Origin of the sequence: Flavobacterium sp. N3904, from assembly GCF_025947305.1 — a bacterium.
GTDB lineage: Bacteria > Bacteroidota > Bacteroidia > Flavobacteriales > Flavobacteriaceae > Flavobacterium.
This window is the reverse complement of the sequence record NZ_CP110009.1, coordinates 3,009,352-3,022,513: the sequence shown is the minus strand read 5'-3', so window position 1 is coordinate 3,022,513 and position 13,162 is coordinate 3,009,352. Positions and strand designations below refer to the sequence as shown.

Below are 13,162 nucleotides of genomic sequence, written 5' to 3'. Positions count from 1 at the left end.
AATTTTATGTTTTTTAAATTTAGTTAAAAAAAATTAATTTTTAAAGACAATTCGATAATTTTATTAATATGACAAAAAACACTTCAAATCAGCTAAAGCCTTTAAAAATTCCTAGATTTATAGTACTCTCAAGTCGATTTATCTCTTTTTTATCTTCCTATTTAGGTACGATTTATGCTTCCAAATTATTCACAACTCCTATAAAACATAAAGCTCCAAAAAGGGAATTGGAGATGGATAAAAAAAGTTTTCAAAAATTAATACTTATTCCTTCAATTAATAAGAAAATTAATATTTACGAATATGGCAAAAGTGACAAGAAAGTTTTACTGGTACATGGATGGTCTGGCAGGGGAACCCAACTGTCTAAAATTGCTGATGAATTATTAAAATTAGGATATTCAACCTTAAGTTTTGATGCGCCGGCTCATGGAAAATCACCTGGACATTCAACAATCATGGTCGATTTTATTGCATCCATAATTGAAATTGATAAATTATATGGACCTTTTGAAATTGCAATCGGCCATTCTTTAGGCGGGATGTCTGTTTTGAATGCTATAAAAGAAGGTTTTCAGGTTAATCGTGCAGTAATTATTGGAAGTGGGGATATTGTACAAGATATACTGGATGATTTTATAGCCAAATTAGAATTAAAACCAGAATTCAGTCAATCGTTGCGTTTGTATTTTGAAAAAAAATACGGTGAGAAAATGGATGATTTTAGTGCATACAAAGCGGCTTCAAAAACTACTATTCCCATTTTAGTTATTCATGATGAAAACGATCCTGAAGTTCCTGTAAAAGCCGGAATACATATTTATGAGCATCTTAAAAATGGAGAATTAATGTTGACCAAAGAACTCGGGCACAGAAAAATTCTTGCAGACCCTCTGGTAATTGAAAAAATCATTAATTTTATTAAAAAATAAAGAGCATGAAATATCCTTTTATAAAGTCCGAAAAAGAATGGGAAGAAGAATTAGGACCTGAACGATATAGAATTCTTCGTCAGAAAGGCACTGAATATCCACATACAGGAAAATACAACCTGCATTATGAAAATGGAACCTATTGTTGTGGTGGTTGTGGGGAACCATTGTTTGAGAGCAATTCTAAATTTGACGCTCATTGCGGTTGGCCTTCATTCGATGAGTCCATTCCTGGAAAAGTAGAATACATATCAGATTTAACACATGGTATGAAACGCACTGAAATTGTTTGTGCCAATTGTGGTGGCCATTTGGGCCATGTTTTTGATGATGGACCTACAAAGACCGGTCAAAGGTATTGTGTAAATTCATTATCGGTTGATTTTAAACAAAAATAAATTTTCATTGTAAAACAAAATAAAAAAGGCTTCGCAAATTTGCAAAGCCTTTTTTAAATCTAAATGACAACATTAAAAAGCTACATTCCATTTTGGTAATTTTCCATTTTCATCCAAGAAATTTTGCAAAATTTGACCTTCTACCGTAGTTGGAATTCCTTTTACATTTCCATTAAAAGTTTCATACCAAAAAACTTCCAATGCACCAATATTTTCAATTTTCATTTGGGCAGGCCAAGAATATTTTCTTCCCGTTTTTGCAAATTGATGACCATTTACAATTTTATCATGTAATCCGCCATTTTTACTTTTTAAAGTTCCATCGTTTTGAACGGTTCCTGTTGACCCGACCATAATCAATTCTTTGGCACCTTCAGCAATACCATAAACAATGAAAACTCCACTCCCTGTTTCTGAAGCGTTACAAACTTCATCTAAACTATCTTCCTGTGTAAACGTAAAATTCCCTTTTACTGTAAACTTTTCTAATTCTTTGTACATATTTTTTATAATTAAAAAAATGCCCCACAAAATCGTGAGGCATTTTGGCATTTTTATTTTTAAAATATTGAAAACTAACCCAATACTTCTTTTACTTTCTTTCCAATTTCAGCTGGAGAGTCAACAACATGAATTCCATTCTCTCTCATGATTTGCTTTTTAGCTTCAGCAGTATCATCAGAACCACCAACAATTGCTCCTGCATGTCCCATTGTACGTCCGGCTGGAGCCGTAACTCCTGCAATAAAACCAACAACCGGTTTGCGATTACCATCTGCTTTAATCCATTTGGCTGCATCAGCTTCTAATTGACCACCTATTTCACCAATCATTACGATACATTCGGTTTCTGGATCATTCATCAATAATTCAACAGCTTCTTTAGTAGTGGTTCCAATAATTGGATCTCCACCTATACCAATAGCAGTTGTGATACCTAATCCTTGTTTTACAACTTGATCAGCTGCTTCATATGTCAAAGTACCTGATTTGGATACGATACCAACAGTTCCTTTTTTGAAAACAAAACCTGGCATAATTCCAACTTTAGCTTCTCCTGGAGTAATTACACCTGGACAATTTGGACCAATTAATCTTGCGTTTCTTTCTTTTACATAACTATTTGCCTTAATCATATCAGCAACAGGGATTCCTTCAGTGATTGCAATAATTACTTTTATACCTGCATCTGCAGCTTCCATAATTGCATCTGCAGCGAAAGCAGGTGGTACAAAAATGATGGTTGTATCTGCTCCAGCTTGCTCAACTGCATCTTTTACAGTATTAAAAACAGGAAGTTCTAGATGAGTTGTTCCTCCTTTTCCCGGAGTAACTCCTCCAACAACATTTGTACCGTATTCAATCATTTGAGAAGCATGGAAAGTACCTTCACTGCCTGTAAATCCTTGAACAATAATTTTGGAATCTTTATTAACTAAAACACTCATGATATATTTTTTATGTAGTTTTTAAAATTGTGATGCAAAAGTAAGCCTTTTGTAATTATTTTGTACTTTTTTTAAAAATAATTACAATTACAACACTTGACTCATCTGATAGCCTCGATATAATTTATTGTCTTTTATTTCCCAAATAATCATAATATGAGCCAATAACATTTCTTCTCTAGGGTTTTCAATAGTCTTAACATAGTGAGAAAAACGAACCGAAACCAAATTATTTTCTTCAATAATATGAGTAATTCGCGCTTTTGTTCTCACATAAGCTCTACTTATTTCTGTTGTCAAATCAATCAAAGAATTATAATCCATTTGAATAAACCCTTTACTACTATGCCAATCCAGAATAAACTCCGGGTGCAAGTATTCCTTCATAACCTCTACGCTAATAAAGGCATCTGATTTATAGAATTTTTTTACTATCTCTTTAGCAGACATCTTATTTTATTTTATTTAAAATTTCAGGAATTTTTTTAATATTAGCCAGTTGTTTCAACTTCTCTCTAGACTCTTCTATAGGAGTTCCGAAATAACTTTTACCACCTTCTACTGATTTTGTAACACCAGTTTGACCCAGAATTACTGCTTTTGCTCCTATTGTAATACCACTTGTTGTACCCACTTGCCCCCAAATGGTTACTTCATCTTCAATTATAACACAACCTGCAATTCCGGTTTGCGAAGCTATTAAACATTTTTTTCCAATTACAGTATCATGACCTACATGAACTTGATTGTCAATTTTGGTTCCAGCCCCGATGGTAGTATCGCCAGTAACACCTTTATCAATAGTACAGAGAGCTCCGATTCCAACATTATCTTCAATTACAACTCTCCCACCTGAAATCAATTGGTCGTAACCATCTGGTCTTTTTTTATAATAAAAAGCATCAGCCCCTAAAACGGTACCAGAATGAATAATTACATTATTTCCAATTATTGTGTGATCATAAATAGAAACATTAGCATGAATCAAGCAATTTTCTCCAATAACAACATTATTTCCAATGAAAGCATTTGGTTGAATTATAGTTCCTTTTCCAATTTTAGCGGAAGCAGAAACAGAAAGATTTGCTTGCACAAAAGGCATGAAGTGTTTGGTCAATACATTAAAATCTCTAAAAGGATCATCGGAAATCAACAAAGCTTTTCCTTCTGGACAATCTACTTTTTTGTTAATTAAAACAATCGTAGCTTCAGATTGTAAAGCCTTATCATAATATTTTGGATGATCTACAAAAACGATATCGCCAGATTCTACAACATGAATTTCATTCATGCCATAAATTGGAAACAAAGGATCTCCAACAAATTCGCATTGAAGTAAATTTGCAATATCTTGTAAAGAATAAACCTTTGGAAATTTCATAAATATAGTATTCAGAAATCAGTGTTTAATGTTCAGTTTGCAATTAAACCAAACACTAAACAGTGACAACTATTCCTTAACTCGTTCCATGTAAGAACCAGATGTAGTATCAATTTTAATTTTATCACCTTCATTAATAAACAAAGGTACATTTACAGTTGCTCCAGTTTCTACAGTTGCAGATTTTGTAGCATTTGTTGCAGTATTCCCTTTAATACCTGGTTCAGCATAAGTAACTTCAAGTATTACTGATGCAGGCATGTCCACAGAAAGTGGCAAATCTGTTTCTGTATTAATACTTACCATTACATTTTCTCCCTCTTTCAATAAATCTGGGGAATCCAATATGTTTTTATTTAGAGAAATTTGCTCAAAAGATTCAACATTCATGAAATGAAATAAATCTCCCTCTGGATATAAAAATTGAAATTTATGATTTTCAACGCGTACTTCATCAATTTTGTGACCTGCAGAAAATGTATTGTCTAATACTTTTCCATTGGTCAAACTTCTTAATTTTGTTCTTACAAAAGCAGGACCTTTTCCTGGTTTCACATGAAGAAATTCAATAATTTTATAAATATCATTATTGTATTTTATGCACAATCCGTTTTTAATATCTGATGTAGATGCCATTTTATTGTTTATTTGTTAATTCGTTAATTTGATGAATGCGATCAGGAGTTATTGAAATTTGTTTTTCGATTAAACGAATTGACAAATAACGACTAATCAATTTTATTAATAGTTTCCAGAATATCCTTTCATTACCCCTCTGGAAGAATTTCGTATAAAGTCCAAAATTTCATCACGTTCTGGAGTTGCTTCCATTTCTGCTTCAATGATATCCATTGCCTGAGACGTATTGTAATTTTTTTGGTAAAGAATTCTATATATTTCTTGAATTTCTCTAATTTTTTCAGTGGTAAAACCTCTTCTTCTTAAACCAACAGAATTGATTCCAACATAAGACAATGGTTCCTTTGCAGCTTTAGTAAACGGCGGGACATCTTTTCTAACCAATGAGCCACCAGATACCATCGCATGGTCTCCAATATGAATAAATTGATGTATTGCTGCCAATCCTCCTATTACTGCATATTTCCCAACTATTACGTGTCCAGCTAATGCAACACCATTTACAATAATGGCATTATCACCGATATGACAATCATGGGCAATATGTGCAGTTGCCATAACAAGACAATTATTCCCTAATGTAGTTTGTCCAGATGCAATAGTTCCTCTATTTATAGTAACACATTCTCTGATAGTACAATTATCCCCAATTATTGCCAAAGAATCTTCCCCGCCAAACTTTAAGTCCTGAGGAACCGCCGAAATTACTGCTCCTGGAAAAATATTGCAATTTTTCCCAATTCGTGCTCCCTCCATTATCGTAACGTTAGATCCTATCCAAGTTCCATCCCCAATAACAACATTATTATGAATGGTTGTAAAAGGTTCAATTACAACATTTTTGGCGATTTTCGCACCTGGATGAACGTATGCTAACGGTTGATTCATCTGCTCTTTTTTATATTAATATTACTTAGATTAAAATCTATTGTGGTTCGATATATAATATCTAAACCTTTATTGTTTTCTTGCAATTTGTGCCATCAATTCGGCTTGTGCTACGAGTCTTCCATTTGCATAAGCATTAGCTTGCATGTGACAAATACCTCTTCTTATTGGGGTTATCAAATCACATTTAAAAATTAATGTATCACCCGGCAATACTTTTTGTTTGAACTTTACATTGTCAATTTTCATGAAAAAAGTTAAATAATTTTCAGGGTCTGGTACAGTGCTCAAAACAAGTATTCCCCCAGTTTGTGCCATTGCTTCAACAATCAAAACTCCTGGCATTACTGGCGCATTAGGAAAATGTCCAACAAAGAAATTTTCATTCATTGTAACATTTTTCATTCCCACTACATGACTATCAGACATTTCTATAATTCTATCAATCAATAAAAATGGTGGTCTATGTGGTAATACAGCCATTATTTTATGAATGTCCATTAAAGGCTCAAGATTTAAATCATATGTAGGAACATAATTTCTTTGTTCGCTTTTTATAATTTTAGCCATTTTCTTTGCAAATTGGGTATTTACAAAATGCCCAGGTTTGTTTGCAATAATTTTTCCTTGTATTTTTGTACCAATTAAAGCTAAATCTCCAATTACATCCAGTAATTTATGTCTTGCAGCTTCATTTGGATAATGCAAAGTAAGATTATCTAAAATACCATTGGGTTTAACAGTGATTTCGTCTTTCCCAAAAGCTTTTTTCAAATTCTCCATAGTAGCTTCAGAAATATCTTTATCTACATAAACAATCGCATTATTTAAATCACCTCCTTTTATCAGACCATTTTCCAAAAGAGATTCCAATTCGTGCAAAAAGCTAAAAGTACGTGCATCTGCAATTTCTGTTTTAAAATCAGAAATATCTTTCATATTCGCATTTTGAGTTCCCAGAATTTTTGTTCCAAAATCTACCATAGCTGTCACAGAATATCGATCGCTGGGCATTACCATGATTTCACTACCGGTTGCTTCATCTAAAAAAGATATAACCTCTTTTACAACATATACATTTCTGTTCAATTCTTGGTCTACAATCCCTGCCTGATCAATTGCTTCTATAAAATATTTAGAAGAACCATCCATAATAGGCAGTTCAGATGCATCTAATTCAATAATAACGTTATCCAAATCACAGCCCATCAATGCAGCCAAAACATGCTCTGGAGTTTGAATTTTGACTCCTAATTTTTCTAAATTAGTACCACGTTGTGTATTTACCACATAATTTGCATCAGCCTCAATTACTGGTTGCCCTTCAAGGTCTACACGAACAAATGTGAATCCATTATTAACTGGAGCGGGTTTAAAAGTCATTTTAACTTCTTTCCCAGTGTGTAATCCAACTCCAGTAAGCGAAATTTCTGCTTTGATGGTCTTCTGTTTAACCATTGTTTCCATTTTTTTGGTTTAATATTTGTTTTTTTAAATCTTCTATTTCTTTTACCAGTTTTGGCAAATTTTTAAAATGAACATACGATTTACTATAATCTGAATATCCAAATGTTGGACTTCCTTGTAAAACTTCATTATCCTTTATATTTCGACCAACACCTGATTGCGCTTGGATACGAACATTATTTCCTATTGTAAGATGCCCAACAATACCTACTTGTCCTCCTATCATGCAATTCTCGCCCACTTTTGTAGACCCTGCAATTCCAGATTGGGCAGCAATTACAGTATTTTGTCCAATTTCAACATTGTGGGCAATTTGAATTTGGTTGTCAATTTTAACTCCTTTCCGTATTATTGTTGAACCCAAAGTTGCCCTATCAATTGTAGAATTTGCGCCAACGTCTACATTATCTTCGATAATTACATTCCCTATTTGCGGAATTTTATTGTAAGTACCATCTTCATTTGGTGCATAACCAAATCCATCAGCACCAATAATTGTTCCGGAATGAATGGTACAATTATTTCCAATTACGGTTTCCGAATAAATTTTTGCCCCAGCAAAAATTATAACATTATTACCAATAATAGAATTATCACCAATAAAACAACCAGGATATATCTTTACGTTATTACCCAAAACCACGTTATCTCCAACATAGCTAAAACTTCCTAAATAAAGGTTGTCACCAAATTTAGTACTTTCAGCCATAAATGAAGGCTGCTCAATTCCTGATTTATTCAATTTTACTTGATTATAAAATTCCAATAATTTAGAAAAAGCCTTATATGCATCTGATACCTTAATAAGCGTTGTGGTTAAAGGCAATTCAGGAACAAAAGTATCATTAACAATAGTCACCGAAGCTTTTGTTGTGTATATATAATTAATATACTTTGGGTTTGACAAAAAAGTAAGTGATCCTTCAGATCCTTCTTCTATTTTGGATAATCGAGAAACTTCAATATTGGGATCCCCAACAATTTCTCCTTCTAATATTCCCGCTATTTGTTCTGCTGTAAATTTCATCTTATCTTATTATATTTTTCATAGATTTAAGATGGAACTCGTAATATATTGTTCTCTCAATATTAATAAAAAATAGATTATTTCGTTTCATTGCGACAAAAATATAAAAAATAGGTTTTAAATGTTAATTTTGGAGCAGTTGTTTTGGAAAACATATATAATATTTCGTTACCAATTTAGATAAAGATTTCAAATTCAGTTGATCAGATGCTTCGACGACATCCTCTATTGTTCTGTCTTTATTCAAAATTCGAATGGGTTCCGCAATTTTACTGTATGCCTGACTCTTTATTTTACCTTTAAAAATAAAATAATTAGAATCGGTTAAAGATATATTATTTTGAATTGAAAATCGTTCTTTTTGAATAAGCAACTCTTCTACAGAGACTTTCTCATTTGTCAATTTAATTTTTAATAAATCTCTGTTAATAATCATTTTACTTAATGATGAAAGAATATAATCATCTTGATTTTGCCAAGCTTTTAAAGCACTAATGATATCAAAATCATCCAATTGAGCAAACAGGGTCAGTGTTTTTGTGTCAAAAATTTCTAAACTCACCTTATTCTTCATGAAAAATAATAAAGGTTCACTACAAGGTAAAATACTACCTTTTTCAGTTAATTCTTTAGCTCTTTTTAAAACCTTAGTAAGAATTAATTCAGCTACTAAACTTGTTTTATGCAAATAAACTTGCCAATACATCAATCTTCTGGACATCAAAAATTTTTCAACAGAATAAATCCCTTTTTCTTCTATGACTAATACATCATCGACAACATTCATCATTTGAATTAATCGTTCCGAATTGACATTACCTTCTGAAACTCCAGAATAAAAACTATCCCGTTTTAAATAATCCATCCGATCCATATCCAACTGACTCGATATAAGTTGCAACATAAATTTACGATTATAATCACCCTTAAAAACCTGAATTGCTAAACTCAATTGTCCCTTAAATTCAATATTTAATTGCTCCATTAATAATAGAGAAATTTCTTCATGGTGAACATCTTCTACAATACTACTCTCCATTGCATGAGAAAAAGGGCCATGTCCTATGTCATGTAATAAAATAGCAATATATAACGCATTTTCTTCCTCTGGACTAATAATAACATCTTTAAAACGCAACACATCCACTGCTTTTTGCATCAAATGCATACAACCCAAAGCATGATGAAAACGAGTGTGATTGGCTCCTGGATAAACTAAATAGGACAATCCCATTTGGGTTATACGGCGCAACCTTTGAAAATATGGATGCTGCACTAAATCATAAATTAAAGCATTAGGGATGGTAATAAATCCATAAATAGGATCATTAAATATTTTTAATTTATTAATATTAAGCACTATAATTTATTTTTAATTTAAACAAATATAAGTAAAATGGGCATGTTTTAAAAGAAAAGTCAATTCCTTTTTTTAAATATTCTTATTAATCTATTGATTATTTCAGTTTTTTTGTCAAACAAAAAACCCCTTATCTATCGATGAAGGGTTTTTAAAACAAAGGCGACGAATCGAACAAAGTGACACGTCGGACCAATAAACAAAGAACCCCGACCTTTTCGGATCGGGGTTCACAAAAGAAAGGCGACGTCCCCCGATAGCTATCGGGGCTCCCACATAACTGCAATATTTTTTTTTCAAAACAAAAAACCCCTCATCGATAGATGAAGGGTTTTTAAAAAGAAAGGCGACGTCTCCCGATAGCTATCGGGACTCCCACATAACTGCAATATTTTTTCAAAACAAAAAACCCCTCATCGATAGGATGAAGGGTTTTTAAAAAGAAAGGCGACGACATACTCTCCCACATAACTGCAGTACCATCTGCGCAGGCGGGCTTAACTACTCTGTTCGGGATGGGAAGAGGTGAGCCCCGCCGCAATAACCACCTTAAGGTTGTTATAATTGCTTTGGGCAATTATCTGCAAGTCGTAATTCATAATTCTGAATTCGTAATTGCAATAATATCGTAACATACTGAGATAAAGAATATAAAAAGTATTTTATTAGAAAGTTTCTCCCCGAGCCTTTCGGCTCGGGAAAAGGTGTACATAAGCTTACGGGTTATTAGTACTACTCGACTATGACATTACTGCCTTTACATCTATAGCCTATCAACGTGGTCATCTCCCACGACCCTTAAAAGAAATCTCATCTTGTGGTGGGTTTCGCGCTTATATGCTTTCAGCGCTTATCCCTTCCAAACGTAGCTACTCTGCGATGCTCCTGGCGGAACAACAGATACACTAGAGGTTTGTCCAATTCGGTCCTCTCGTACTAGAATCAGATCCACTCAAATTTCTTGCGCCCACAGTAGATAGAGACCGAACTGTCTCACGACGTTCTGAACCCAGCTCGCGTGCCACTTTAATGGGCGAACAGCCCAACCCTTGGGACCTTCTCCAGCCCCAGGATGTGACGAGCCGACATCGAGGTGCCAAACCCCCCCGTCGATATGAGCTCTTGGGGGAGATCAGCCTGTTATCCCCGGCGTACCTTTTATCCTTTGAGCGATGGCCCTTCCATGCGGAACCACCGGATCACTATGCTCTACTTTCGTACCTGATCGACCTGTATGTCTCTCAGTCAAGCTCCCTTATGCCATTGCACTCTACGCACGGTTACCAAGCGTACTGAGGGAACCTTTAGAAGCCTCCGTTACTCTTTTGGAGGCGACCACCCCAGTCAAACTACCCACCAAGCAATGTCCCCCGCAATCGCGGGGTTAGGCCTCAGATAAACAAAGGGTTGTATTTCAACAATGACTCCACAACGCCTGGCGACGCCACTTCACAGTCTCCAACCTATCCTACACATCATTTATCCAAGGTCAATACTAAGCTATAGTAAAGGTGCACAGGGTCTTTTCGTCCCACTGCGGGTAAACGGCATCTTCACCGTTACTACAATTTCACCGAGCTCATGGCTGAGACAGTGTCCAGATCGTTACACCATTCGTGCAGGTCGGAACTTACCCGACAAGGAATTTCGCTACCTTAGGACCGTTATAGTTACGGCCGCCGTTTACTGGGGCTTCATTTCAATGCTTCTGATTACTCATAACATCTCCACTTAACCTTCCAGCACCGGGCAGGTGTCAGGCCCTATACTTCATCTTACGATTTTGCAGAGCCCTGTGTTTTTGATAAACAGTCGCCTGGACCTCTTCACTGCGGCCTCTATTTTTACATAGAGGCGACCCTTCTCCCGAAGTTACGGGTCTATTTTGCCTAATTCCTTAGCCATGAATCTCTCGAGCACCTTAGGATTCTCTCCTCGACTACCTGTGTCGGTTTGCGGTACGGGTACTAATTACCTGAAGTTTAGAGGTTTTTCTTGGAAGCCCTTAGGCGCACTATCTCTTTGTCCGAAGACTCCGAGTACTATCGTATTTCCCCAAGCCGCGTGGATTTGCCTGCGCAGCTTATAGGTAGGTACTTCAACGAACTATTCCGTCAGTTCGCGGCGCTTTCATCACTCCGTCACCCCATCACAGTAATCAGTAGTACGGGAATATTAACCCGTTGTCCATCGACTGTCCCTTTCGGGTTCGCCTTAGGTCCCGACTAACCCACAGCTGATTAGCATAGCTGTGGAAACCTTAGTCTTTCGGTGTGCGGGTTTCTCGCCCGCATTATCGTTACTTATGCCTACATTTTCTTTTCTAACCAGTCCAGCATACCTTACGATACACCTTCAACCCTGTTAGAATGCTCCCCTACCACTTGTAATAAATTACAAATCCATAGCTTCGGTAATATGTTTATGCCCGATTATTATCCATGCTCGTCCGCTCGACTAGTGAGCTGTTACGCACTCTTTAAATGAATGGCTGCTTCCAAGCCAACATCCTAGCTGTCTGGGCAGACAAACCTCGTTCTTTCAACTTAACATATATTTGGGGACCTTAGCTGATGGTCTGGGTTCTTTCCCTCTCGGACTTGGACCTTAGCACCCAAGCCCTCACTGCTGGTAAACATTATATAGCATTCGGAGTTTGTCAGGAATTGGTAGGCGGTGAAGCCCCCGCATCCAATCAGTAGCTCTACCTCTATATAACTTTGCGACCAGCGCTGCACCTAAATGCATTTCGGGGAGTACGAGCTATTTCCGAGTTTGATTGGCCTTTCACCCCTACCCACAGGTCATCCGAAGACTTTTCAACGTCAACCGGTTCGGACCTCCACACTGTGTTACCAGCGCTTCATCCTGCCCATGGGTAGATCACACGGTTTCGCGTCTAACACTACTGACTAAAGCGCCCTATTCAGACTCGCTTTCGCTACGGATCCGTGGCTTAACCACTTATCCTTGCCAGCAACGTTAACTCGTAGGCTCATTATGCAAAAGGCACGCCGTCACCCCACTAAAGGGCTCCGACCGCTTGTAAGCGTATGGTTTCAGGATCTATTTCACTCCGTTATTCACGGTTCTTTTCACCTTTCCCTCACGGTACTGGTTCACTATCGGTCTCTCAGGAGTATTTAGCCTTAGCGGATGGTCCCGCCAAATTCAGACAGGGTTTCACGTGCCCCGCCCTACTCAGGATACCACTATCTATTACACTTATTACTTATACGAGGCTATCACTCTCTTTGGCTCTACTTTCCAGTAGATTCTAATTCTTTGTGCATAAAATATCGTGGTCCTACAACCCCAGCATTGCCGTAACAACACTGGTTTGGGCTAATCCGCGTTCGCTCGCCACTACTTACGGAATCACTTTTGTTTTCTTCTCCTCCGCCTACTTAGATGTTTCAGTTCAGCGGGTTTGCCCACCTATCGGTGTACTATGTCTTCAACATAGTGGGTTGCCCCATTCAGGTATTTACGGATCAATCGGTGTGTGCCCGTCCCCGTAACTTTTCGCAGCTTATCACGCCTTTCATCGCCTCTGAGAGCCAAGGCATCCCCCATACGCCCTTATTTTGCTTATTGTACCAATCGTAAACTTAATTACGAC

General features: G+C 36.3%; 11 protein-coding genes and 2 rRNA genes. 2 read left to right on the top strand and 11 right to left on the bottom strand.

Annotated elements, in window-relative coordinates; genetic code table 11:
• Window positions 1-68 precede the first annotated feature (68 nt).
• Window positions 69-932: an alpha/beta hydrolase gene (locus tag OLM57_RS12825; RefSeq protein WP_264564088.1), complete on the top strand. Its 864-nt coding sequence runs from the start codon at window positions 69-71 to the stop codon at window positions 930-932.
• Window positions 933-937: 5 nt separating this feature from the next.
• A complete protein-coding gene (gene msrB / locus OLM57_RS12820) occupies window positions 938-1,330 on the top strand; it encodes a peptide-methionine (R)-S-oxide reductase MsrB (protein WP_264564087.1) in 393 nt (130 codons plus the stop codon).
• Window positions 1,331-1,402: 72 nt separating this feature from the next.
• On the opposite strand, the gene OLM57_RS12815 is transcribed toward msrB, so the two are convergent.
• From OLM57_RS12815 to OLM57_RS12765, 11 genes are all read right to left on the bottom strand, one after another.
• A complete protein-coding gene (locus tag OLM57_RS12815) occupies window positions 1,403-1,831 on the bottom strand; it encodes a hypothetical protein (RefSeq protein WP_264564086.1) in 429 nt (142 codons plus the stop codon).
• A gap of 74 nt (window positions 1,832-1,905) precedes the next feature.
• Window positions 1,906-2,778 carry a succinate--CoA ligase subunit alpha gene (gene sucD, locus OLM57_RS12810; RefSeq protein ID WP_264564085.1) on the bottom strand — a complete coding sequence of 291 codons (873 nt, stop codon included), beginning with the start codon at window positions 2,776-2,778 and terminating at the stop codon, window positions 1,906-1,908.
• 87 nt (window positions 2,779-2,865) lie between these two features.
• Window positions 2,866-3,228, bottom strand: a complete 363-nt coding sequence (locus OLM57_RS12805) for a nuclear transport factor 2 family protein (protein ID WP_264564084.1) — start codon at window positions 3,226-3,228, stop codon at window positions 2,866-2,868.
• Window position 3,229: 1 nt separating this feature from the next.
• Complete coding sequence (locus OLM57_RS12800) at window positions 3,230-4,159, bottom strand: UDP-3-O-(3-hydroxymyristoyl)glucosamine N-acyltransferase (RefSeq protein ID WP_264564083.1); 930 nt, start codon at window positions 4,157-4,159, stop codon at window positions 3,230-3,232.
• Window positions 4,160-4,228: 69 nt separating this feature from the next.
• Window positions 4,229-4,795 carry an elongation factor P gene (gene efp / locus OLM57_RS12795; RefSeq protein WP_264564082.1) on the bottom strand — a complete coding sequence of 189 codons (567 nt, stop codon included), beginning with the start codon at window positions 4,793-4,795 and terminating at the stop codon, window positions 4,229-4,231.
• A gap of 105 nt (window positions 4,796-4,900) precedes the next feature.
• On the bottom strand, window positions 4,901-5,686 hold the full coding sequence (gene lpxA, locus OLM57_RS12790; RefSeq protein WP_264564081.1) for an acyl-ACP--UDP-N-acetylglucosamine O-acyltransferase: 786 nt from the start codon (window positions 5,684-5,686) through the stop codon (window positions 4,901-4,903).
• Between the two features lie 69 nt (window positions 5,687-5,755).
• Window positions 5,756-7,144: a bifunctional UDP-3-O-[3-hydroxymyristoyl] N-acetylglucosamine deacetylase/3-hydroxyacyl-ACP dehydratase gene (locus tag OLM57_RS12785; RefSeq protein WP_264564080.1), complete on the bottom strand. Its 1,389-nt coding sequence runs from the start codon at window positions 7,142-7,144 to the stop codon at window positions 5,756-5,758.
• Entirely contained in the window at window positions 7,137-8,180 is a 1,044-nt protein-coding gene (lpxD, locus tag OLM57_RS12780) for a UDP-3-O-(3-hydroxymyristoyl)glucosamine N-acyltransferase (RefSeq protein ID WP_264564079.1), read from the bottom strand. The genes OLM57_RS12785 and lpxD overlap by 8 nt, the downstream gene beginning before the upstream one ends.
• A gap of 124 nt (window positions 8,181-8,304) precedes the next feature.
• Window positions 8,305-9,540 (bottom strand): HD domain-containing protein, encoded by a 1,236-nt coding sequence (locus OLM57_RS12775; protein WP_264564078.1) that lies wholly within the window; start codon window positions 9,538-9,540, stop codon window positions 8,305-8,307.
• Between the two features lie 442 nt (window positions 9,541-9,982).
• Window positions 9,983-10,092: ribosomal RNA gene (rrf, locus tag OLM57_RS12770) — 5S ribosomal RNA — on the bottom strand.
• A 154-nt stretch (window positions 10,093-10,246) separates the two neighbouring features.
• Window positions 10,247-13,137: ribosomal RNA gene (locus OLM57_RS12765) — 23S ribosomal RNA — on the bottom strand.
• Between the last annotated feature and the right edge of the window lie 25 nt (window positions 13,138-13,162).